At 42.1% G+C, this 24,899-nt stretch carries 20 protein-coding genes and 1 pseudogene; 11 read left to right on the forward strand and 10 right to left on the reverse strand.

The features are described from left to right. Window positions 1-271 precede the first annotated feature (271 nt). From serB to hemJ, 6 genes are all read left to right on the forward strand, one after another. On the forward strand, window positions 272-1,489 hold the full coding sequence (gene serB / locus ACS8FB_RS08430; RefSeq protein ID WP_439262097.1) for a phosphoserine phosphatase SerB: 1,218 nt from the start codon (window positions 272-274) through the stop codon (window positions 1,487-1,489). Window positions 1,490-1,531: 42 nt separating this feature from the next. Continuing rightward, window positions 1,532-2,572 (forward strand): DUF368 domain-containing protein, encoded by a 1,041-nt coding sequence (locus ACS8FB_RS08435; protein WP_439262099.1) that lies wholly within the window; start codon window positions 1,532-1,534, stop codon window positions 2,570-2,572. 219 nt (window positions 2,573-2,791) lie between these two features. Further along, window positions 2,792-3,181 carry an AciT family ciprofloxacin tolerance protein gene (gene aciT, locus ACS8FB_RS08440; protein WP_299217874.1) on the forward strand — a complete coding sequence of 130 codons (390 nt, stop codon included), beginning with the start codon at window positions 2,792-2,794 and terminating at the stop codon, window positions 3,179-3,181. Between the two features lie 329 nt (window positions 3,182-3,510). Then, the gene (locus tag ACS8FB_RS08445) at window positions 3,511-4,017 is read left to right on the forward strand and encodes an SCP2 sterol-binding domain-containing protein (protein ID WP_299217876.1); all 507 of its coding nucleotides are present in this window, start codon (window positions 3,511-3,513) and stop codon (window positions 4,015-4,017) included. A gap of 215 nt (window positions 4,018-4,232) precedes the next feature. After that, window positions 4,233-5,387, forward strand: a complete 1,155-nt coding sequence (bioB, locus tag ACS8FB_RS08450) for a biotin synthase BioB (protein WP_439262102.1) — start codon at window positions 4,233-4,235, stop codon at window positions 5,385-5,387. Window positions 5,388-5,495: 108 nt separating this feature from the next. Further along, the gene (gene hemJ / locus ACS8FB_RS08455) at window positions 5,496-5,930 is read left to right on the forward strand and encodes a protoporphyrinogen oxidase HemJ (protein ID WP_439262104.1); all 435 of its coding nucleotides are present in this window, start codon (window positions 5,496-5,498) and stop codon (window positions 5,928-5,930) included. Window positions 5,931-6,064: 134 nt separating this feature from the next. Here the strand turns inward: hemJ and ACS8FB_RS08460 are convergent, their stop codons facing one another. The 5 genes from ACS8FB_RS08460 to ACS8FB_RS08480 all read right to left on the reverse strand — a co-directional run bounded on the left by ACS8FB_RS08460 (window position 6,065) and on the right by ACS8FB_RS08480 (window position 12,776). Continuing rightward, a complete protein-coding gene (locus ACS8FB_RS08460; RefSeq protein ID WP_439262106.1) occupies window positions 6,065-6,970 on the reverse strand; it encodes a hypothetical protein in 906 nt (301 codons plus the stop codon). A 255-nt stretch (window positions 6,971-7,225) separates the two neighbouring features. Next, window positions 7,226-7,717, reverse strand: a complete 492-nt coding sequence (locus ACS8FB_RS08465) for a hypothetical protein (RefSeq protein ID WP_439262108.1) — start codon at window positions 7,715-7,717, stop codon at window positions 7,226-7,228. Window positions 7,718-7,826: 109 nt separating this feature from the next. After that, window positions 7,827-8,543: a ribonuclease PH gene (rph, locus tag ACS8FB_RS08470; protein WP_439262110.1), complete on the reverse strand. Its 717-nt coding sequence runs from the start codon at window positions 8,541-8,543 to the stop codon at window positions 7,827-7,829. A gap of 267 nt (window positions 8,544-8,810) precedes the next feature. Further along, on the reverse strand, window positions 8,811-10,535 hold the full coding sequence (locus ACS8FB_RS08475; RefSeq protein WP_439262146.1) for an AMP-binding protein: 1,725 nt from the start codon (window positions 10,533-10,535) through the stop codon (window positions 8,811-8,813). Between the two features lie 510 nt (window positions 10,536-11,045). Then, complete coding sequence (locus ACS8FB_RS08480) at window positions 11,046-12,776, reverse strand: AMP-binding protein (protein ID WP_439262112.1); 1,731 nt, start codon at window positions 12,774-12,776, stop codon at window positions 11,046-11,048. Between the two features lie 470 nt (window positions 12,777-13,246). Here ACS8FB_RS08480 and parC point away from each other — a divergent pair, with 470 nt between their 5' ends. Both parC and ACS8FB_RS08490 read left to right on the forward strand, forming a co-directional pair. Beyond that, a complete protein-coding gene (gene parC, locus ACS8FB_RS08485; protein WP_439262114.1) occupies window positions 13,247-15,538 on the forward strand; it encodes a DNA topoisomerase IV subunit A in 2,292 nt (763 codons plus the stop codon). Window positions 15,539-15,619: 81 nt separating this feature from the next. Continuing rightward, window positions 15,620-16,738: an SEC-C metal-binding domain-containing protein gene (locus ACS8FB_RS08490; RefSeq protein WP_439262115.1), complete on the forward strand. Its 1,119-nt coding sequence runs from the start codon at window positions 15,620-15,622 to the stop codon at window positions 16,736-16,738. A gap of 35 nt (window positions 16,739-16,773) precedes the next feature. Here the strand turns inward: ACS8FB_RS08490 and ACS8FB_RS08495 are convergent, their stop codons facing one another. Both ACS8FB_RS08495 and ACS8FB_RS08500 read right to left on the reverse strand, forming a co-directional pair. Continuing rightward, window positions 16,774-18,075 (reverse strand): MATE family Na+-driven efflux transporter, encoded by a 1,302-nt coding sequence (locus tag ACS8FB_RS08495; protein WP_439262117.1) that lies wholly within the window; start codon window positions 18,073-18,075, stop codon window positions 16,774-16,776. A gap of 113 nt (window positions 18,076-18,188) precedes the next feature. Continuing rightward, window positions 18,189-18,833, reverse strand: coding sequence for a hemerythrin domain-containing protein (locus tag ACS8FB_RS08500; RefSeq protein WP_439262118.1), 645 nt, complete (start codon window positions 18,831-18,833; stop codon window positions 18,189-18,191). Between the two features lie 376 nt (window positions 18,834-19,209). Between ACS8FB_RS08500 and ACS8FB_RS08505 the strand changes: the two genes are divergently transcribed. Then, the gene (locus ACS8FB_RS08505) at window positions 19,210-20,064 is read left to right on the forward strand and encodes an HAD family hydrolase (protein WP_439262120.1); all 855 of its coding nucleotides are present in this window, start codon (window positions 19,210-19,212) and stop codon (window positions 20,062-20,064) included. Window positions 20,065-20,148: 84 nt separating this feature from the next. Beyond that, window positions 20,149-20,979 (forward strand): Cof-type HAD-IIB family hydrolase, encoded by an 831-nt coding sequence (locus ACS8FB_RS08510; RefSeq protein ID WP_439262121.1) that lies wholly within the window; start codon window positions 20,149-20,151, stop codon window positions 20,977-20,979. Between the two features lie 146 nt (window positions 20,980-21,125). Here the strand turns inward: ACS8FB_RS08510 and ACS8FB_RS08515 are convergent, their stop codons facing one another. The 3 genes from ACS8FB_RS08515 to ACS8FB_RS08525 form a co-directional block, all read right to left on the reverse strand. After that, a complete protein-coding gene (locus ACS8FB_RS08515) occupies window positions 21,126-22,745 on the reverse strand; it encodes an AbgT family transporter (protein ID WP_439262123.1) in 1,620 nt (539 codons plus the stop codon). A gap of 307 nt (window positions 22,746-23,052) precedes the next feature. Beyond that, on the reverse strand, window positions 23,053-23,316 hold the full coding sequence (locus ACS8FB_RS08520) for a hypothetical protein (protein WP_439262125.1): 264 nt from the start codon (window positions 23,314-23,316) through the stop codon (window positions 23,053-23,055). Window positions 23,317-23,478: 162 nt separating this feature from the next. Next, on the reverse strand, window positions 23,479-24,276 hold the full coding sequence (locus tag ACS8FB_RS08525) for a 3-oxoacyl-ACP reductase (protein WP_439262127.1): 798 nt from the start codon (window positions 24,274-24,276) through the stop codon (window positions 23,479-23,481). A gap of 263 nt (window positions 24,277-24,539) precedes the next feature. Here ACS8FB_RS08525 and potD point away from each other — a divergent pair. Then, a pseudogene (gene potD / locus ACS8FB_RS08530) lies at window positions 24,540-24,899 on the forward strand (spermidine/putrescine ABC transporter substrate-binding protein PotD); the annotation flags it as partial.

Genomic DNA, 24,899 nt, shown 5'->3' on the forward strand with positions numbered 1-24,899 from the left:
AATCATTTTAACTCAAACGAGTCTTATTTAACCGCACTACCGACTATCATACAAGCAGTCGACCAACTGGTATTGTCTATAATATCACCATAATGGTCATCATAGGTTTATCTATCAGTATACATTTAATCATTTACGATATTCGGTCAATATACTCAAGATAATAGCATTATTATTCAACTGTTATACTTTGTGCGTCATGTATAGGCGATACACGGTAAAACTGTTATTATTCCTAATCTTAACTGCGCACACAAGGGACAATTGAGACATGCCAAAAAATACGCCTTACTCGTTACCAAAAGACAGCAAAGCATGGCAACAAGCTGTAGATTCTGTCGCGTCACTATTGCCTGACGATACCAATCTGCTAGACTTCGATACGCTCCAATCTCTCCCTGTATTTGCATTGATTGTCGTATTACCAGCGCATATGCACGCGCTTGATATTCATCAATATGTACAGTCTTGGGTCGATGAGCAGCCAAGCTGGCATTTGGTAACAGTGGCAGAAGATACGGAGGCAAGCTTTGTAGATATTACCATTCCTAAAGCTGCTGCTGACACCGACTCTGTCTTTGGCATCGACGATGATACCAAACAGCCGTTTGTCCCCGCTCAAGTATTTCGTTATTTATTGGTTCCTGTCACTGATACGCTCATGCATCCTGGCAAGAAAACAGCCGCCGCTCACATCATTGATGATCAGCTGACGACTCGTCTGCGTCACGACTTAGCAGAGAACTATCTAGCGAAAGAGGATAGTGGTGTCCAAAATCTGGGCATTGACAGCATGAATGTAGTCGACTGCCACATCTTATCTATTGGTCATATGCTGCGCACGCATAAGCTTGTCTGCTTCGATATGGACTCAACCTTGATCGAACAAGAAGTCATCGTTGAGCTGGCAAAGACTGCTGGTGTTGGTGAGCAAGTAGAAACCATCACAGAAGCCGCTATGCGTGGTGAAATTGATTTTGATGAATCCTTTGTGCAGCGCGTCTCATTACTAGAAGGCATCTCTACTACAGTATTGGATGATATTTGTGCGCGGCTGACTTTATCGACAGGTGCTCGTACCACTATCAGTGCTTTTAAAGCACTGGGCTACCACACGGTACTGCTCTCTGGTGGTTTTACTTATTTTGCCCGTTATGTCGCTGAACAATTGGGGATTGACGAAGTCCATGCCAACAACTTAGATATCGAAGAGGACGAAGTGACTGGTCATGTGCAGATGCCTATCGTCAATGGTGCCAAAAAAGCGTCTATTGTTGCGCATATTGCTGAGCGTATGGGCATAGAGATGTCACAAGTGGTCTGCGTTGGTGACGGTGCAAATGACTTACCCATGATGGCCAATGCCGATTTGGGTGTTGCTTATCATGCAAAATCTATTGTCCAAGCCCGTGCTGATGCAGCGGTAAACGTCACAGGTCTTGAAGGCGTACTCTATGCACTTGGGTATCCTGCACTCCTCTCAAACTAGTAGCCGATTAACACTTATTTTTATTTTTAGAAAGGAATGTCCATGACGGCATCACAAACTCCGCGGCCAGACACGCCGTCATCAAGCGCGAAGACTGATGCAGCGCCATTATCAGATCTGTCAGCTACCCCATCTGCCAACCTATCCGGTGCAGACAATCCAAAGCAGTTGGTGGCGGTCTACATTAAAGGTATGGCAATGGGCGCAGCTGATATCGTACCTGGTGTATCGGGCGGTACTATCGCTCTGATTGCAGGTATCTATGAGCGCCTAATTAATGCATTGGGTAGTATTGGCCCAAGCCTTTGGCAAGTATTTCGTCAGCATGGCGGTATCAAAGGTTTACTTGCCGTCTGGCGACAAGTCGATGCGACATTTTTGCTATTTTTGCTATTAGGTATTGCCACAAGCTTTGCCACTTTAGCAGGTCTAATCAAGCATTTACTGGACAATCAGCCTTTGCTTATCTGGTCGTTCTTCTTTGGTTTAGTGATTGCGACTGTCGTTATTTTATTGAGTGAAATAAAACGGTGGAATGCGGCACGGGCGGGGTTATTTGTCATTGGTATTGTGACAGCGGTTGTGATCAGCAACTTACCCCTGCTCGCTACGGCGCCAAGCTTACCGTATCTATTCCTTGCAGGTGCAATTGCCATTTGTGCGATGATACTTCCTGGTATTTCAGGGTCATTTATCTTGTTGCTGATGGGCGCTTACGATACGGTATTGGAAGCCGTCCATACGTTTAATCTGACGGTTATTCTTACCTTAATGGCAGGAATGGCAACTGGGCTACTCATCTTCACGCGTGTGCTTAAATGGTTATTGTCGCGATATTATCAAGGAACATTAGCACTGCTTACTGGCTTTATTGCCGGCTCACTGGTCAAGGTATGGCCATGGAAAGTAGATGCTTTAGGTACTTTAAATAATGAGGCGATCAATAACGTTGCCCCGTGGCAATATCCTGCAGGCGCACACTGGCTGACGACATTAGGACTAATGTTACTTGGGGCAATATTGGTATCAGCACTGTCGTGGTGGGGCAATCGTACCAAGCGCGTACAACCGATCAAGCAATAATCCCAACCATTTAATATGGCTTGATTTTTTATAATACTTTATTGTAAGCGCCTAATCATAAGGCGCTCACTTTTTATATTAAACCTTCTTAGTCTATAAAACAGCCACCATAAATCAGACGACAACCGTTGTCGTAAAGTCGCCTCTACCCCATTCAGCTTTTTACGGTAAACCAGCATAATAGTCTTATTGAAATTCACCTTATGAATAGCGAGATGAATGATGTTTTTGACTATATTTTCAGTTGCTGGTATAGATACGTTAGACGGTAGTGCGCTACTTGGCTATGGTCTATTGGCAAGCTTTATTATAGCGATTGCTTTAACTTCGCAGCGTTGGCTACTATGGTATGTGCTCGGTGGTATGATATATTGGCTAAGTGTTGAGATGTTACATAGCGCATTGATGAGTGGTTTTGGCTTATCTGATTGGCATAGTTATGTTGCAGCATTTGGTATCAGTTGGCTGCCACTAGCTGGTTGGGTGTTATATCGCGCGCTACGTTATGATGATGTGAGCCGTACCGTGCAGCAAGAGCGTGAACGAGCTGCTGCACGCTACGTTGAACATACGCCGATCTATGATGATCATTATCAGCCGCGTTTTTAGTAGTGCCTTTTGAGATATATGACTTATTTTAATCATTGCGCCCAATATAGGCGCATTTTTTAGCGCGACTGTTTTTAATATAAGCAACTTTGTCTGTCAATATGGTATGTACCAACCTGTTCATTAATAAAGTTACTTTTGATTCAAGGTATTGTTACACGATATCTAATGCCTTCTACGCAACTACTAAAGTATTAAGGGTAGAAGATAGTTTATACTCTACCTACAAATTGTAGTACAAACCAATATAAAGCTACTTTATAAAGTTACTTTTATTGTAATCCTACATTTTTTACACTTATTGTTATACTTATTTTAGGAGACTGACTATGTTTACTATTCCTGTATTAGATATCAAATCTGACCCTTTAGACGTGATGTTGGCTGTGGTTGGCTATCGCTTGTCTATGCTTGCTGACAGTGATGATGAAGATATCAAAAAGCTTTTGGCTGACCGTAAAGTTACCATCGAAATCGCTAGTGTGGAAGCAAACGTTGCGCGTCATTTTGACTTTGATAATGGGACGTTTAGTCAGCGTAGTGGTCATGCTGACGCGCCAGATTTGACGATTAACTTTAAAGACTCAATGACCGGGGTTAAACTGTTATCTAAAGGCAATCTGCCCGCCTTTATGACAGCAGTTCAAGAAGGTAACTTAAGTATAGAAGGTGATTACAGCTTAATGATGTGGTTCAATAAGCTTGCCAAACACATCGTCCCTACTATTCCAGAAGACTATAAACCTTACATCCAAAAAGCAAAACCTTATGCTTATAAAGCGCAGCAATTTGCCAATCATTGGATTGGTGTCGCTAAGCACAAAGTCGGTAAATAATACATGGTACCGTTAAAAAGACAGTCTGTATTTACAAGGTTATGGCCATTAGCCTGTCTTTAAACGCTATCTGTTAATGTTGTTAATAGCGTTCTGATTTTATGAAAAGGTTGCGGTATACTACGGTTATCGCAACCTTTTTTATTGTCTTATTATCAGATGACTATTCTAGCTTATCTGATTTTGTCTCATCTTATCTTGAAAGGACTTAACCCATGGCAGGACTGCTTTCTATCCAAGAACCTAACCATCAAACCAACAATAATACTAACATTGACTCGCATTCCACATCCAGCTTACGGTCGGCGGGCAGCGCAACCACAGCAACAAATACCTCGGCAGTCAAATACAGTCGTGAACACATTGCGCAGCTGTTTGATCTACCCCTGATGGATCTATTATTACAAGCACAAACCATCCACCGTCAAAACTTCGAGGCTAATGAAGTGCAAATTAGCACCTTATTATCCATTAAGACAGGCAACTGTCCTGAAGATTGTGGCTATTGTTCGCAGTCAGGTCACCATCGGGATAAAACCAAACTTCAAGCAGAAAAACGCTTAGAAGTTGATAAGGTGATTGCAGCGGCCAAACGCGCTAAAGCCAGTGGCTCATCGCGGTTTTGTATGGGTGCTGCATGGAAGCATCCGAGTGCCAAAGACATGCCTTATGTGGTCGAGCTGGTCAAAGAAGTCAAAAGCTTGGGCCTTGAGACTTGTATGACGCTTGGTATGCTAAACCCTGATCAAGCCGCTCGATTGGCTGATGCAGGATTGGATTATTATAATCACAATCTAGACACCTCGCGCCGTTACTACGAAGAAGTAGTCAGTACGCGTAGCTATGATGAGCGGCTCGATACACTAACGCACGTACGCGACTCGGGTATCAATGTCTGTAGCGGCAATATTGTGGGTATGGGTGAGAGCCGTGATGATCGCATAGATTGGGTACATGAGTTACTTAAAATGCCCAAAGCACCCGAATCTATTCCTGTTAACTTGCTCGTCCCGATCGCAGGCACTCCAATCGGTGATAAAGTACTGGCAGAGGGTGAGCTATCGGTGCTGGAATGGATTCGCACGATTGCGGTAACACGTATCTGCTGTCCGAGCAGCTATGTACGTCTATCTGCTGGACGCGAAAGCTTATCCGACGCTGAGCAGGCTTTGGCCTTTATGGCAGGTGCCAATTCATTCTTTTATGGTGATAAGCTATTAACGACAGGCAATGCTAGCCAGTCTAATGATAACAGGCTTATGCGAGAGCTTGGCTTGACTGCACAAATTGCAGCACCAAGAGCACCTAAGCAAGTGCCTGTTATGGATGCGATGAGTGGACATCAATCGCAAGTGGTGCTGGCAGAATAGAGCTTGTCTTTACGATGTGCTGCTACCATTACCCATTAATCTGCGTTAAGCTTGCCCGCGTTTATATATGACGTATAAAAGTATTGACGAGAGAACAAGAGAAAAACTATGCCAGATTATTTTAATTGGATTAAAGCGGCACATATTGTTGCAATGGTCTGCTGGTTTGCAGCGATTTTTTATCTGCCAAGGCTTTTTGTCTATCATGCTATGAGTGATGATTTGATCAGTCAAGAGCGTTTTATTGTGATGGAGCGTAAGCTATATCGCGGTATCATGACCCCATCAATGATAGCGACGTGGATTTTGGGTCTATGGATGGTAGCGCTTGGCTGGGAAGTATATAAAACCCAAGGCTGGCTACATGTGAAGATTTTTTTGGTGATTTTATTGTCAGCCTACCACGGCGCATGTGGTTTTTATCGAAAAAAACTGATTGGTAACCCCCACTACAAAACCCATAAATTTTGGCGCTGGTTTAACGAGATACCAGTCTTTGCCTTGGTCATTATCGTCATCTTAGTGGTCGTCAAACCGTTCTAGGCTTATTTATAAATTTTAGTCAAATGAACAGCGCTTTTTACTAAACGCTAAAAAACGTCCGTAACCTCTATCAGTCACGGGCGTTTTTTAGTATTTGAAAGATATTGCATGTACTACTTAGATAGTTGGGCTACTTAGATAGTTGGACGCATGATTTGATATACATTACTCAAATCATAAACACGGTAGCGCGCAGGTTCGCGGCGATTTTCCCCAGCATAACTGAGTATCAGCGCTTGCTTGGCCGCTTCATCGACCCAGCCGACAAACAGCCCGCTATGTTCGACCCCGTTGTAGCCATGATTGATATAATAAAGCCAATCACCAATCTCAATCTCATTACTATTGGCATAAGGGCCTTGTCTATAAGCGCCTTTATGTACAGTGTCACGGGTGACCCCTGCTCGCTTAAATACCTCATTTAGATAATCCCAGCAGCCGCCTTGAATGATAGCACGCTCGTTCAGTGCCATCTTACGTGCCGTACTAATCACCTCTCGTGCAGCCGTACTGCTCTGATTTTCAGCACTGCTCAGCAGTGGCAGATACTCACTATCGACGTTATCGTAATTACCTGATAAAAATGCAGGCAAGACAGCAGGTACTTGCCGTTGTATTTTCGGATAGCGATAAAATGACTTTGATCCGGATGTATTTTGCGGCGGCTGATTGTAGGCATGCGTATTGGGTGTCGGCTGAGCGTTAAAGCGACTCGTGTTGTTAATGGTTGAATAGTTGGTACGAGTACGCTGGATGGTCGAGCGTGTATTTATTTTAGCACTCGGTACTGCCAGATTAGGTTGAGCTGTCTTTTGTGCGATAAGATCGCTCATACTATCGGCATGCACGTAACTTGCACTACTCAACAGTAACAACAGCGCGCTAATAGAGGTTCTTTTTATGAAAGAAGGCCCTATAGGAAACTTTTTAACAGTGCTGGCTTGAGTAGACAACACTTGATACCACAATGCTTTATACAATGACATTTTAGCTTTATATAAATTTATTTTATCTGAGGTAATAACCGACGATAGCGGCATGACCAGCTCCTTTTAAGACAGCAATAGTGTTGATGAATATTCAACACGCCTTAGTTTTTAGTTATAAACCATTTAGGTAAGAGGCTGCAAGCTTTATTCAACACTTTTAAATGATGAAAGGTACAAAAAGCAAGATAAAAGGTAGATTGGAAATGGTCTGTAAAAAAATAATAAAGAAAAAGCCATCTATTTACAGATGGCTTTTTTTAAAAATCGCTGATTAAAAATCATTTGATAAATCGTTTAATAAAAGGCTTAATCCCCGTTCATTTTAATATTAACATGACGCTTATTGAGGGCTTGTCCTTCTAATATCGCTTTGGTCGCTTGCGCTTCTTGGACAGTATCGAAGCCACTGATATGGTATTTACGTACGTTATCTGTATCAACAATTTGGAGCTGCTCGCCAAACAAGGTAACTTTATCACCATCGCTTAGAGTAATATGGTCGCGTCGACCGTTATTATCGTGTACCAGCTCGCCTACACGTACCCATAAGACACCGCTACTGATATTGCCGCTCATAGATTTTTTACGCTGTTGTCGTTTTCGATTAAAGATAAAACTGCCTACAATCAAAAAAGCCAGCGCGCCAATCGCTAGGCGCTCCGGCAATATACTCATTGCCAATGCCACTGCTACGGCACCAATTAATAACGCTGACCCAAACCAAAACAGTCCATTATCCCCTGCGGGTGGCTGGCCGTGTAAGGTAATCTTGGCACCGTCATTGGTTAGCTTTAACATGCATTATTACCTATCGATTGCTACCCATTGACGAATAAACACATCAGTTATTTATATATTGAGTTGAACAGTTGCTTATAATTTATATTAGATACTTCTTATAAAAAATCTACCAGCCAAGCGCCGTTTGCTGCATTTTGATAAGCTCAGCAATACCTTTTTCAGCCAGTATTAACATATCATCAGCTTGTGCACGGGTAAACGGCTTTTCTTCAGCAGTACCTTGCAGCTCAATGAACTCACCCTTTTGCGTCATGACGACGTTTAGATCCGTATCACAGCTGGCATCTTCTTCGTAGTTTAGATCTAGATAAGCTTCGCCATTTTTCATACCGACAGAGATTGCAGCGACTAGACCAATCAATGGATCTGCTTTTAGCTTTTTGGTCTTTTGAATGCTCTCAAGCGCATCGATTAGAGCAATAGCAGCACCAGTCACACTAGCCGTGCGCGTGCCACCATCAGCTTGCAAGACATCACAATCAAGATAAATGGTGTTTTCGCCAAGCTTACTAAGATCAATCATGGCACGTAGGCTACGACCGATGAGACGCTGAATCTCTTGAGTACGACCAGACTGCTTACCGCGGGCGGCTTCACGCTGATTGCGAGTGTTGGTTGCGCGCGGTAACATGCCGTATTCAGCGGTAATCCAACCTTTACCTTTGCCTTTTAACCAACGTGGAACCCCTGATTCGACGCTTGCCGTACACAACACTTTGGTATCGCCAAAACTAACCAATACTGACCCTTCGGCATGTTTGGTATAGTGGCGCTCAAAGCTGATCGAGCGAAGTTGGTCAAGCTCACGGTTATCAATACGCATAAAATTCCCTAAGACGATGTTATAAAAGCAGTGGTATAAAATAAGTATAGCGGTCTGCTAATGACTTTTTGGTTGGTTGGCTGTGCTTAGTAACCCATCAAAAAGTACTCAACAATCAGATAAGATGCAAAGTAGCAGACCTAAAACTTGAGATATCCTAACGTGACAGCCACGCAATAGCAATATAAGTACTTGTTATTACGTGGTGATTTTGACAAAAAACACAGTGAGAGTAAAGTGAGTACTACCACCAATGCTCATTTTACTCTATTCTAGCCCTTCCATTTTACGTAACTCTTTACGCAAAATTTTACCAACGTTTGATTTTGGCAGCTCATCGACGAACTGTATATGACGCGGACGCTTATAGCCAGTTAACTGCTTTTTACCGAAGTCGAGCAGCTCTTTTTCAGTGACATCACCTTTTTTGACCACAAATAATTTGGGATCTTCACCGCGCTCATCACTCGGTATGCCAATGGCACCGCACTCTACAATGTCTGGGTGCTCACTCATGGCCTCTTCAATCTCGTTCGGATAGACGTTAAAGCCTGAGACAATGATCATGTCTTTTTTACGATCGACAATCTTGATAAAGCCTTTTTCGTCCATGATACCGATATCACCTGTTTTTAGGTAACCGGTTTTTGTGAAGGTGTTGGCTGTCTCATCAGGACGATTTTGGTAGCCGATCATCACCTGTGGCCCCTTGACACAAATCTCACCGCGCTCACCAATAGCGACTTCGTTTTCTTCTTCATCAATTAGTACAATATCAGTACTAGATGCTGGAATACCAATCTTGCCTGTAAACTCTGCAATAGTCATCGGGTTAAAAGCGACCACGGGCGAGGTTTCCGATAGACCATAACCTTCTACAATAGGCAGACCTGTGATTTTATGCCACTCTTTTGCCACGCTTGGCAATACTGACATACCGCCGCCAATAGCTGCTTTAAGATTGGAAAAATCTAATTTGGCAAAGCTGTCTTTATGCACCAAGCCATTAAACAAGGTATTTACAGCAGGAATAAATGATGGTTTATATTTATCCATCTCTTTGATCAAACCGTCTAAATCGCGCGGATTCGGTATTAATAGGCCTGTAAAACCTTGATACATGCCATACATGCCGCAGACCATAAATGAGAACACATGATACAACGGTAAAGCGGTCAAGATCACATCGTCGCTATTGATGTCATCTTCAAAAGCACTATTGATAAGCACGCTGATCTGTAGCATGTTGGCAACTAAGTTACCATGTGACAGCATAGCACCCTTCGCCACACCTGTCGTACCGCCAGTATATTGTAACAACGCCACATCATCCAATGATAAGTCGGGACGCTTATATTTGCTGGCAGATACCGCTCCTAGCGCTTGTTTAAAGCTTGTGCTATTAGGCAAATTATACGCTGGAATCATCTTTTTGATATGGCGTGCAACTAGATTGACCACCCTCCCTTTGACTGAGCCCAGCATGTCACCAATCTTACAGACAATCACATGCTCTACTTGGCCTTTATCTTCAGCGTCTTGATAAGTTTTGGCAAAATTTTCAACGATGAATAATGCTTTGGCCCCGCTATCATGTAGCTGATGTGATAGCTCGCGACTGGTATATAGTGGATTGACATTGACCAATACCATACCGGCACGAATGATACCGAGCATAACGATCGGATACTGCAAAATGTTTGGCATCATGACGCCAACTTTATCGCCTTTATCCAATCCCAATGATTGTAAGTAGCTTGCGATTTGGCGGCTATAAAGATCCAATTGTTTGAAGGTAATGGATGCGCCCATACAGAGGTAAGCAGTTTTTTGTCCATAACGACGAAAGTTACGTTCAAACACTTCAAGCAAAGAGGTCTCATCATCAGGCATATCGATAGTTGCATCGATACCATAACGCTCATAAGCGTCAAGCCATGGTCTATCACTTGGAATGGTTGGCATCGTAGGAAACGCTGTCATATCCGACATCATTTGTTCGTTTTTATGCGCATGGTCATTACCATCAGTGACAGACGCTTGGTCTGGCGCGTTTTTATTAGTACCGCTGTTGTTGGCATGGTCAGTCATAACTTTTCCTAAGTACTACAATTAAAAACGTAGAATAATATAATAATGATAAAAGTATTGGGTTTATAAATCATTATTTGTGAACACAAAGTCACTAAAAACCAGACAATAATAACCAATGTCCACCTGATTGTATGCGTCCGTACTATAACAGTTTTGCAAAAAACTCTCTATAAGTGTGTATAGAAGGCGCTTATATCCCTTTATTAGAATATTTCTCGTGATAGTGGCTTATAAATAACAGCGACTCATAATGCGCTCATTATTGTGCATACTGCAACTAGTTCTCAATAAAAATGGTGAGACCGTCTCTATACAGTCTCACCATTATCCATACAAATAGTCTTGTTTAAACATCCGCTATCTATTCTATGACAGCCAAATCCTCAAACCGCATTCAAATATCGAATATTAAGATGCCTGATTTGCTTCTTCAAGCTTACGCAAGTCTTTATGCAAAATTTTACCAACGTTCGATTTTGGTAGCTCATCAATAAATTCAACATGACGTGGGCGTTTATAGCCAGTCAAATGCTCTTTAGCGTAGGCAAGAACATCTTCTTTAGTAAGGCTATCATCTTGGCGTACGACGAATATTTTTGGAACTTCGCCACTCTTCTCATCCTCAACACCAATGACACCGCACTCTAAAATCTTTGGATGACCAGCCATCACTTCTTCGACTTCATTCGGATAAACATTAAAGCCTGAAACCAAAATCATGTTCTTTTTACGATCAACGATGGTGACATAGCCTTCTTCATCCATAATCCCAATATCGCCAGTACGAAAAAAGCCATCATCGGTCATCACTTCACGAGTCGCATCATCGCGATTCCAGTAGCCTTTCATAACCTGCGGGCCACGAACGCTAATCTCGCCGCGCTCACCCAGCTCAAGCTCATTACCCGCTTCATCTAAAATAGCAACGTCAGTACCTGGCATCGGTACGCCAATGTTGCCTGTGAACGTAGCACTATTATGTGGATTGGCCGTTGCAACTGGTGACGTCTCAGACAACCCGTAACCTTGAACGATAATATTGCCCGTCACCTGACGCCATTTTTCTGCCGTTGAGCTAAGGACTGCCATTCCGCCGCCCATCGACGTGCGCAGCTTACTATGATCCATCGACTTGAACTCATCGTTGTTAGCCAGTGCGTTAAACAAAGTATTTACTGCTGGAAAAAATGCCGGCGGGTTGTTTTTATAAGCTTTTAATAAACTATCAATGTCACGTGGATTGGGTACCAGTAAGCCAATACAACCGCGATAAATCCCAAACATACCGCATACAGTAAAAGAGAAAATATGATATAGCGGTAAAGCGGTCATGATGACAGGCTGCTCGTTACTACTCTCAAACTCATCAAAAGCACTACCTAAAAAGGTATCAGACTGAATAAGATTGGCCACTAAGTTTTTGTGCGTTAGCATGGCACCTTTAGCCACGCCAGTTGTACCGCCGGTATACTGTAATACAGCCACGTCGCTAAGACTAATATTGTTTGGTCGCTGATACTTACCTGCCGAGCTTTGCTTGAGCATGTTTTTAAACTCAACACTGTTGGCAATTTGGTATGGCGGTACCATTTTTTTGACATGACGCACGACTGTGTTGACCATCAGGCCTTTTAATGTGCCCATCAGATCGCCCATGCCAGTGATGACGACATGATCCACTACTTTGCGACCAATATCTTGATAGGTTTTGGCAAAATTTTCGACCAAGATAAGGGCTTTAGACTCAGAGTCGGTCAGCTGGTGCTCAAGCTCTTTTGTGGTATATAGTGGATTGACATTGACTAAGGTGAGACCTGCTCGCAGTACGCCAATGACGGTAACGGGCAGCTGTAAAATATTGGGCATCATGACTGCAACTTTATCGCCTTTGACCAGCCCAAGTAATTGTAAATAAGCGGCAACTTGACGGCTATATAAGTCTACTTCTTTAAAACTGATCGAAGAACCCATGCAAACGAATGCCGTCTTATCGCCGTGCTTAAGAAAGCTTTGCTCAAAGATATCAATCAGTGAGGTGTCATCGCTTGGCATGTCAATATCGTACGTTAGCCCAAGCGCTTCATAAGTTTTGAGCCAGACTTTGTCGTTACGACGGGTTAAATTGACTTGATCATCCATAATCTTGTTTCTCCTAATGAATTGACGCATTCAGTGGTAAATACCCCTTTGTTCTTTAACATACACACTTTATACACACTACTCAATACAAAATATTGGCACCAGAGTTCGCAAAGTTACTTGACGTTTATTATTCTCTATTAAATCAATAGTATTCATGATAAATTTGAGCGTTTTTTACATCGATTTTTAGCATAAAATAGCGAGTTACTCTCCTATAATGTTACTCGAATATTACTACATGACGACGTATGCATCGTAAGCTCGTATATAGTGGGCACTACTATATCAGCCTATATCAGCACGTCATGACCTGTCGTCTATTCTAGATTATCCCTTTTTAATTGATGTAATATCCTTTAGGATAACGCTACCTTATTCTTATATTAATTTTGCGCCAATGCAGTGCGGCACATAATATGTGCTATACAAACCATACTAATTAAAAACACAGAAGCGAAACCTACTTTATGTCCGATGTTATTGATAATACGATTGCTCCCATTCTCCCAAGTGAGCCAATGGATACCCGTTCAGTGGCGGAATTCACTGAACAAGCTTACCTAAACTATGCCATGTACGTCATCATGGATCGTGCACTGCCAAATATTGCCGATGGCCTCAAACCTGTCCAGCGCCGCATCGTCTATGCTATGAGTGAGCTTGGCCTAAAGTCCTCTGCCAAAGCCAAAAAATCTGCACGTACCGTCGGTGATGTGCTGGGTAAATATCATCCACATGGCGATAGCGCCTGTTATGAGGCCATGGTACTGATGGCGCAGCCGTTTAGTTATCGCTATCCGCTCATCACGGGTCAAGGCAACTGGGGTAGCCCTGATGATCCCAAATCCTTTGCAGCCATGCGTTATACCGAAGCCAAAATGTCTGCTTATGCTAATACCCTGCTGACAGAGCTCGGTCAAGGGACGGTCGATTGGCAAGACAATTTCGATGGCACCATGCAAGAACCCGTTACTCTGCCCGCTCGCCTGCCTAATATTTTATTAAACGGTACGACTGGTATCGCCGTCGGTATGGCAACAGACATCCCGCCGCACAACCTTAATGAAGTGGTACGTGCAGCCATTCGTTTGCTGAAAAACCCAGATCTGTCTGTTAAACAATTAACCCAATCGATACCAGCACCTGATTTGCCAACGCCTGCTGAAATCATCACCAGTAAAAAAGACTTACAGGCGATGTATGAAAGCGGTCGTGGCAGCTATAAAATGCGCGCAACCTATCATATCGATAGCAAAGAGAAAAATCTTGTCATTATCGATGCACTGCCCTACCAAGTCTCAGGCAACAAAATCCAAGAGCAAATCGCTAAGCTCATGATGGACAAAAAACTGCCTTGGATTACCGATATTCGTGATGAATCAGACCATGAAAACGCTTGCCGTATCGTCCTAGAGCTAAAATCTACCCGCGTCGATGTCGAGCGCGTCATGAGTCATTTGTTTGCCAGTACTGATCTAGAAAGCAATTACCGCGTCAATATGAACATGATCGGCCTAAATGGTAAACCGCAGGTGAAAAACCTCAAAGAGATTTTAGACGAATGGCTAGTCTGTCGTCGCTCAGTGATCACCCGCCGCTTGCAATATCGTCTCGATAAAATCGATAAGCGCTTGCATATCCTCGCGGGATTATTGATTGCTTATCTCAATATCGATGAAGTGATTCGTATTATTCGTGAAGAAGACGATCCAAAATTATCGTTAATGCAAGGCTATGATCTGACTGACATACAAGCCAATGCTATCTTGGATATACGTCTGCGTCAGCTGGCAAGGCTAGAAGAGATTGAGCTACGCCGCGAGCAAGACGAGCTAGCAGCTGAGCGCGCCACTATTCAAGAGTACTTGGACAATCCAGACAGCTTGACCAATCTGATGATTGAAGAGCTTACCGCTGACATGAAAGAACACGGCAACGATCGTATGTCATCATTGGCAGAACGCGAAGAGGCACAAGCGTTAAAAGAGTCAGATCTGGTGCCAAGTGAGCCTATTACTGCCATACTATCAAAAGCTGGCTGGATTCGCGCTGCCAAAGGTCATGACGTCGATGCTACTGGTATGAGTTATCGCTCAGGTGACAGCTATCAAGCGTATGCACGTGGCAAGTCTAACGAAAAGATCTACGTGCTTGATAGCACCGGTCGCAGCTATAGTATTGATGCGCACAACCTTGCTTCTGCTCGTGGTCAAGGGGATCCGCTGACCAGTGTGCTAAAACCCCCAGCAGGTGCTAGCTTCGAGCAGCTATTAACGGGCGCTAATGACCAGCGCATCGTCCTTGCCAGCTCGCAAGGTTATGGGTTTGTCAATATGCTTGGCAATCTTGATAGCAATCAGAAAGCTGGTAAGAAAATTATCACTCTATCAGCGAATAGTAAGCTGTTACCTGTTGCACGGATTGATACTGATGTACAAGCCAATGGTAGCGCAGCGCCAACCACTACTCCTGATCACATCGCTGTGGTGACCAATGCGGGATATCTACTCATCTTTGCCTTAGATGATTTACCAGAACAGGCACGTGGAAAGGGCAATAAAATGATTACGCTAAAAGATGATGAAGAAGTACTTGCTATCACGCCACTTAGTTTGCAGGACAGCTTAGTTATTACAGCAGGTAAGCGTCATGTGACGCTAAAACCGATGGATCTTGCCAACTATACGGGCAGTCGTGGAAATCGTGGTGGACAGTTGCCACGAGGCTTTCAGAATGTTAGTTCGGTTGCGGTTGGGTGAATGGTTGTTGGGCTTTGAATGCTGGGCTGAAAAATCAGCCTGCGCTAGCCTTATCAGTAAACTTAAAAAGAATAGGAATTTATGAAAATAGGGCGTAACAAAAAGTGTTGGTGTGGCTCAGGAAAGAAATTTAAACATTGTCATTATGGGCGAGAGAATGAGACTCCTGTGAGCCAAGGCGAAGCTATTAGCTATAGTCAGAAAAACGCTTCACGAAAGTGCTGTTATGCCCCTGCTGATTTAAAACATGAGTGTAGTAAAAAAATCATTAATGCTCATACTGTTTCAAAAAGTAGTAGTCTGAAAGAAATTGCAGATGAAAGTAACCATGTTTTTGGACTAAAAATAAACCTAGCAAACATAATAAAAAATGAAGGAAAGCTAATTCCTGAAAAAATAGGCATTAATCAAGCATCCACATTTAAGGGGTTCTGTTCAAAACATGATAAGTCTCTTTTTTCTTGTATTGAAGATAGAGAGTTTGTTGGAGATGACGAGCAGTGCTTAGCCCTAATGTATCGCTCAGTAGCGAAAGAGCTTTATGCTAAAGAAGGTGGACTTAATAACTCCGAGTTTGCTAAAAATGGTGATAAGGGTAAGCATTTATTAGGTCAACTATCTATTCAAAATTTTGTTGCAGATCAACAGAAAGCGATCAATGCTGCTCTCTCAGAATTATCGGAGCTTAAATCTGAACTTGATGATCAGCTCCTAGGAAAATCAGTTGGCAATTTAAGCCATCTTATTATTGATTCAACATCACCTATGCCTGTCGCTGTTTCTTCAATTGTTTCCCCTATAAATGACTTTAATGGAAATTTAATCCAAGATTTAAGCGACTTAAGTATTGTTGCTGAGCACTTAGTTTTTAATTCATTTTCTAGTGATGGTAAAGGGTATGTGGTTTTCAGTTGGTCAAAAAACTCTACCAAAGTGTTAAGCTTTATTAACTCATTATTAGCTTTAGAACCAAACAAAATTTTCAGTGCGTTGATTCGTTTCTTCTTTGGAGTTGCTGAAAATACATTTACTTCACCTGTGTGGTGGAGCGGTATATCGGATGAACAAAAAGATAAAATAAAGAGCCTCATCATGTCAGGAGTAAATCCATTCAAACCTAATGATAACAATTTACTGGTTGATGATGGTATTAATTTTTCGGGGTGGGAAATCGGTAATATTAGGAAAATAAATTTTTGAGTAGGGTGCGTTCCTCGCACCAATAAAAGACAAAATCACCATATTACTTTAATGCCTTTTTCACGCAACGCTTTCTTATACAAGATAATAGTCGGAATTAGGTCTATCAATATACCAAACCCAAACATCAAGCATATATTTAATAGCGTCGGTGTGAATACGCCTAGTTTATATAAGACAAACATTGTGCCATAGTAGCCAATGTTGACCCAAAGCGACTGAAAGAACATATAGTTCGTTTTACCTAAACCATATAAAGTCGCGTCTAAAATACTATTATTAAATATAAATACAAAATAAAATACTGTCTGTATTCCAACAATATACATCACCGTTTTTATGTCCTGAACATTCATAACATTAGCAAGAAAGCTTTGCCAGTATGGAATAGTAATACACCATATAGCGACAAATATTAGCCCTAGTGAGAAATAGCCTTTTGTGTTTCTGGCTATGTTATTTACGTCTGTACCAACGTCTCTTTTTACCAGCTCGGATAATGCCAAAGCAGGTAATAACAACCAGCCCCAAATAAAGCTATTAGCTACCCAATAATTACCTTGCTCCTCAACCATGTTAATCATTTTTATGATCATGACTATGAAAGCAATATTTCTGACTAGCGATTCTAATCCTGAAAATACACCTGTCGTCCACCACTCTTTCATCCATGTAAATGACATCTGATTGACTGATAAAAGCTTCAATCCATATTGTCGCATAGAGATATAGGTGGCTAATAAAATAGCTACATTGACAATAATATTTGTCAAAGCAATACCGATAACACCCATATTTAGACTATACTTAAGAGGCCCAAAAAATAAGCTGTCTAGTAATATGGACAGCGCCATCTGCACCGCTAGCAAGCCATAAATGTACTTATCTTTGTTTAAGCTGATAATAACGACTGTCATATATTTGACTAGCGTTGCAAACATGATAGCTATAGTTTCTAATCGAATATACCGAGTCGTTTCTTCAACAATCTGTCTAGACTGCTCCATAAAAATCACAATATTTTGTGAATAGATGAATAAAATTGCAGATAAAAAAGACATAAAGCAAAAAATAACGATAAACCCTGTTTGAACTTTATTTTCAAACTCGTTTTTATCAGATAGAGATTTACCGAAAAGGTAAAATAAGGGTAATATCAATGCTTCCTGAGCTATCTCGTAAATTAAACTTAGCCACAATATTTGACTGGCAATATTAATTCCTGCGTCACTAGGTAACTCGCCGAGAAAATTTACTCTAACGGTTTGATAGAGTGATGGTATTACCATCATTGAGATAAGAGCAATTAACAGTCTAATATTGATGTTTTTGAACATGATTCTTTATCAGAATTAAGACATTTGAAGTAGAGTACGTTATGAAGACCTTTAATAACAATAGTTTTTAAAAAAGGTGCATGGAAAGCACCTTACAAGTGATAAAACCAATCCTAACCCTGCCTTAACCCCAAAATCGGAATGACCAGATCTTCTTCATCGGTCAAATGCTGCGAAAGTAAGTCGGTTGCATCTACCAAGGTTTGATGCAATTGCTCTGCCAGCACTTTATCTTCAACCTCACTTCTCGCCAGCGTATCATTTTGTACTTGCAGCTTATCGAGTAGCGCATCCAAGCGCACATGGTCGCGACCCAATATCTCAAACCCTGCCTGTAGCTGTGGATACATCCTAATAAACTTAGGGAAAAACCCCTCGTCCTCAACGCCATGATGTTGGTGCAGTTTGAGCACGTGCATATTGATACGTTTCAGTATCTGTGAGCGATACTCTGACCAGTCGTACTCGCCAGATTGATAACCTTCACTAATCTGTGTCAAGATGCGTTGACGCTTGCGTATGTTAGTATGTACTTTTAGCCAGCCTGATGTTTTGTAGGCATAATCTGCGCTAAACCACTGATCTGGCGGTAGCTTATTGAATAAGAACAACCAATCCGCCTCAAGCCGACTATCGGGATGACGCGGTGACAAGCTAAACAAATCCTCATCTGCAACTGTTTTGACAGCACTATCTTCGTCAGCTATATTTTTGACAGCAACATTCTTAATAGTAATGTTCTGAGGTGACTTATCCATTGCCTTATCCTTGTGAATTACGTTTACCAGTTACGTTTGCTCAATTAATGCTTTTATTATCCAAACAGGCATTTACCAAAAAACGTAAAAGCTCATTAGAAATACTTAAATTATTCAAATAAATATGTAGAATATAAATATAGTCTAACAGCTAAAAATCAATGCCATGCTCGAGTCTGCAAACCTTGAATATGCATATACAGCCCCTACAAATAATAAAATAATCAACATGTTACATAACTTGGTCAGAACCTATGTACTGCCGTACTACTTACCATGTAGAATGAAACGCATAATGAAAAACACCCTTATAGAAGCAGTATCAAGCGATATATGGTCACCATTCATAGTAGTGTTTAAAATATAAAGGATAATCATGTTTATTGTAGATAAAGCTGTGAATGCTGATAGGCATAACACTATCCCCACCCCAAAAATGATCTTTTTTGATATCGATGACACCCTAAGCCGTAACGGTGAGTTTGCCCCGCATAACAAAGCCACGCTTGAAGCGCTCGCCAAATCAAACTTAGGTATTAAACTGGTCATCTCAACGGGACGCTCAAAAGCGATCTTGCCCCTTGATATCTTAGCCTTACTCGAGGCGGATGTTTTGGATGCGGTTATCTGTATGAATGGACAATATAGCTTCAATAATCAATACATAATCAGCGATTATCCATTATCAAGCGAACAAGCTACAACCATTGCAGAGCTATGCCAACAAAGCAATTTGGTTTATAAGTTTGATGCCGAATCGCAGATTGTGTGGTCGGATGAGCACGAGTGGCAAGACAGATATCACGACAAAATCAAAAGCTGTAGCATTATTGACCCTGAATATTGCAAATATAACACTGTCTATCAGTGCTCGGTATTTTTCGACAATCAAGACGACAAAATGCAAAACGTCAACTTTGCTGAGCAGAATTTAAAGCTAGTACACTGGCATGAGATTGTCGGTGATATCTTACCTATTGACGCCTCAAAAGCACGTGGAATTTTAGACGTCTGCCAGTATTTTGGTATTGATGCGGCCGACTGTATAGCATTTGGTGATGGGTTAAATGATTTAGAAATGTTTGATTTGGTTGGCTTTGCGGTAGCAATGGGTGATGGTAAAGACGAGTTAAAGGCGCGCGCTGATTTCATCACTGGCACTATCGAAGAGCAAGGTATTCAGACAGTATTGAACCCTATTCTACAGGCTCAAACAGGTAAAGCAGTATAATAGTGTTTAAGATGATATTCTGTAAAAAAAGCCAAATGACATAAGCTAGACGATAGAGAAAAAATACAAAAACCAAGGATAACCATGTTTACTGAATACAAAGCGAGCGGCGCACGGCCCGATACTGAAGTACCCACCCCCAAAATTATTTTTTTTGATATCGATGATACGCTCAGTCGCAAAGGCATTATTGCCGAACATAACAAAGCAACCCTTGAAGCACTTGCAAAGACCGATATCAAATTGGTCATCTCGACAGGACGTTCTAAAGCGATCTTACCTCCTGATATCTTAGCCTTACTTGATGCCGACGTGTTGGACGCTATTATCTGTATGAATGGACAATACAGCTTTAACAAAGACAGTATCATCAGTCATTATCCGTTATCAGATGCGCAGACTGACAAGATTGTATTACTGTGCCAAAAAAGTGAACTTATTCATAAATTTGACTCAGCGACTCACATTGCCTGGTCACATGAAAATGAGCGTTTGCGTGAATACAATGCTATAACGCCCAACTCTATCCTTGATCCGGAGTATTATAAGTCAAACACGGTCTATCAATGTTCGGTATTTTTTAACAATCAACAAGACCAAATGCAAGAGATCGACTTTGCTCAGGATGAATTAAAATTGGTACATTGGCATCATATTGGCGCAGACATACTACCAGTCAATGCATCCAAGGCAAGGGGCATCACAGATCTGTGCCAGCATTTTGCTATTGACGCGCGCGATTGTATGGCGTTCGGTGATGGATTTAATGATTTAGAGATGTTTGACTTGGTCGGCTATGCGGTAGCAATGGGCGATGCGCAGCCTGCTCTGATTGAGCGTGCAGATTTCGTCACTGGTACGATTGAAGAGCACGGAATACAAGCGGTGATTAAACAGCTTAAGATAGCATCGTAAATAGAACGGAATCAGACCAAACCGTTGCGATAGCTTTTTTAATGGCTAAACAAAAGCCCTTATCAGACACTGATAAGGGCTTTTTAATTTCAAAACAACATTAAGTTTTAATGATTATTTAGCAGCTATATAGCCTTTAAATCTATTCATTGAGCAGGATAAAATGTCTCTGCACCCGGCCCTACAGGCAGACCCAGTACAAATACCCAAACAGAGAACAAGATTGTCCAACCAATCAAAAAGGCCATCGAGTATGGCAACATCATTGCCATCAAAGTCCCGACCCCAGTGTCTCTTTTATAGCGCATAGCCACGGCCAAAATAAGACCGAAATAGCTCATCATAGGCGTGATAATGTTGGTGGTCGAATCACCGATACGATAGGCTGCCTGAATCATCTCTGGCGCATAACCTGTGAGCATCAACATGGGCACAAAGATAGGTGCGGTCACCGCCCACTGTGCTGATGCCGAGCCGAGCATGAGGTTGACCAAACCACAGATTAGGATAAAACCAACCAGCAGCAAAGGTCCAGTTAGGCCAATATCGCTCAAAAAAGTCGCGCCAGATACCGCCATTACTGAGCCCAAGTTTGACCATTTGAAGAACGCGGTAAACTGTGCTGCAAAAAATACCAAAACGATATAAATACTCAATGAGCTCATGGCGTTACTCATGGCATCGACGACGTCTTGATTGCTTTTGATGCTGCCAGTGATCTTCCCGTAAATATAACCTGGTATCGCAAAGAATACAAAAATAAAGACCACAATACCTTTTAAGAATGGCGATCCTGATACCAGACCAGTTTCCGCATTTCGCAAGATGCCATCGGCAGGCACTACTGTCCACGCCAGCAATAAGCAAAATACGAGCATGCTGATACCGGCCCACAGTAGACCCTTTTTCTCAAGCGCCGATACTTTTTCGATTTGCGTCTCAAGTACCGAGGCATCATCAGCATCTTTGGGGTTATACTCCCCTAAGCTTGGCTCAACGATTTTTTCAGTGACAAAGTAACCCAGACCACTGATTAAAAAGGTACTGGCGATCATAAAGTACCAGTTGGCCTCTGCACCAACGATATAAGCCGGATCGATGATACGCGCCGCTTCTTGGGTAATCCCTGATAATAAAGGATCTACTGTGCCTAGTAACAAGTTGGCACTATAACCGCCCGATACCCCAGCAAACGCTGCTGCTAGACCTGCCAAAGGGTGTCTACCTAGCGAGTGGAAAATCACTGCCGCCAGTGGTATTAATACCACATAACCCAGCTCAGCTGCCGTGTTTGACATGATGCCAGCAAACACGATAGTAAAGGTGACCATCTTTTTAGGGGCATTCATGACTAGACCGCGTAGCGCAGCTGAGATCATGCCAGAGTGTTCAGCAATACCAACACCGAGCAAGGCGACCAGTACCGTACCAAGCGGCACAAAGCCAGTAAAGTTGGTCACAAGATTTTCAACAATGCGAGCCAAGCCCTCACCGTTCAATAAGTTGACGACTTCAATCATGCCATCAGCGCTACGTCCGCTGGTACCCTCTGGTCTTGGGTCAATCACTGACACGCCAAAGTATGACATGACCGCTGAGAGCACCAACAACAGCACCGACATCCAAACGAATAAAATAACAGGGTGCGGTAATAAATTACCGAGCCACTCGACGCCCCTCAAAAACTTTTGCATACGAGAGTTTTGTTCTGCTGCATCAAAATCATTGGGTGGCGGACTGCCATTTGGCGAATTACTTCCTTGCATAGCGCATTGCTCCATTCAAAAGTTAGATACTGTTGAGATAGTTTAAAGTGTATGAAAACATCGATAAAAGGTTGCGATTGAAACATAATTGAGAAACAGAAACAAACAGTTTTGGCCTATAAAACAAATTTTTTGCAATATTTGGTAATACCAAAATTACAGCTAATCAAAACTTGTTATTAAAAATAAAAAAAGCGATAGATTAGAATATCTCTAACCTATCGCCAATCAATAATATGTAAGGGTTAATTAAGTACCGTCATTTCACAATAATAGAGATACATTGAAGACAATACTACGCCAGCACCTAACGTTTACGGGTTATCAAACTATATATCCAACCACCAATTTTATAAAACCCTGCCACTATTAATATAAGCACCAGCGCTGCCAGTACATAGGCCAACCAATTAGGTACGCTACTTAACCAACCAATGGTAAAGGCCAAGCCCATATAAGTTTCAACTGGCCAGTCCACAATAGAGGTCGGCGAGCCTGCATTAAACATCGCCATAAAGCCTACTAGACCAATCAATGCAGCAATAATCCCAGCACGCTTACGGTTATTCATGTCATTTCTCTTTCAAATTCAATCAAGTTACTTATTAAGTGGTTCATCTGCTCATTTTTAAAGCTTTATATATAGTCGATACCAGATAAAATCGATACGTTGTAACGTGATGCGCAACTGGTATAAAGCCGCAAATCACAGCCTAAAAGTTTCGGAGCATTATTAAGGCATTGTCAAACCACCATCGACAGCAATGGACTGTCCGGTAATAGCTAAGCTCAAATCAGATGACATAAGCAACACTGAATTGGCAAAATCAGCCACTGAAGTCGCTTGACGTAATGGCGTCGTGGTGGCGATATAGTCAAACACCTCTTCGGTCGTTAAACTACTGGCATCAGTGGTTTTGAGTAGTCCGCCTGCCAGCAAGTTGACCCGAATACCATACTGTCCAAGCTCACTTGCAAGGTTGCGCGTTAAGCCTATCAGTGCCGATTTAGCCGTGGTGTAATCATAGTAAGTAACCACTGGATTGTAGACAAGGTTGGTTGAGATATTGATAATCTTACCCATCTGCTGAGTTTTCATCTGTGGCAATACTGCTTGCGTCGTATTAACCGCGCCTTGCACGATACCATCCATTTGCTGCGAAAAATGTGTCCATTTAACCGTTTCAATACTGGTATAGTCAGCACTTGGATCAAACTGGTAGCTTGGCAAGGCGTTATTAACCAACACATCAATACGTCCATAACGCTTAATGACTTCGGCTGCCATGGCCTGCATTTGAGCCAAATCCGTGACATCGCCTTGATACGCAAATGCTTGTCCACCTGCCTTTTCGATATCGGCTACTACCTGTTCAGCAGCGTCTTTACTATCGAGATAGTTTACGCAAACCACTGCGCCAGCTGCTGCCATTTGTTGCGCAATCTGAGCGCCAAGGCCACGGCTTGCCCCCGTGACAATAGCGACTTTATCAGTGAGCAGATGAGGAATAGCGGTTTGAGCCTGAGTCATTATCTTATCCTTTATTGTTTTATAGTCCTTGATAGCTATCAATCGTCGAACCGTCATTTATGGTTGAATAAAGGCTAACAATCATAGCATAATTCACAAGCCATTTTTATAGCGCTACTTTCACTCAACTCGCTATGCTGCGATGAGTCATTAACAAAAGTCACTAATTTTATAGTCCCTCTTTAAATACCCCCAAATCATGACCATAAAGATATAAATATGCTTGTTTATACTGATTTATATTACCTTTTAGGAGAAATATTTTGACCCGATTATCATCTGAATCAGCAGCGAAAAATGTGATACGACCTGCCACAAAAGTGATGCCAAAAGTGTTATTAACGGCTGCGATCGGTTTCGCTCTTGCCAGCTGTAGCAACTCTGACAATGCAGTAGATGGTAGCGCTGCGGCGAGTAACGAGACGCTGAACCTGTATAACTGGTCAGAGTATATGCCACAAGAGATTCTTGATGGTTTTGAGGAAGAGACAGGTATTTCTGTTAATTACACCACCTTTGACTCCAATGAGGCAATGTATGCCAAGCTCAAACTGCTTGACGACTCTAGTCAGTACGACCTAGCAGTACCTTCTACTTATTATGTCGAAAAAATGGCCAATGAA

It is taken from the genome of Psychrobacter sp. 1U1, assembly GCF_051847535.1.
Classification (GTDB): domain Bacteria; phylum Pseudomonadota; class Gammaproteobacteria; order Pseudomonadales; family Moraxellaceae; genus Psychrobacter; species Psychrobacter saeujeotis.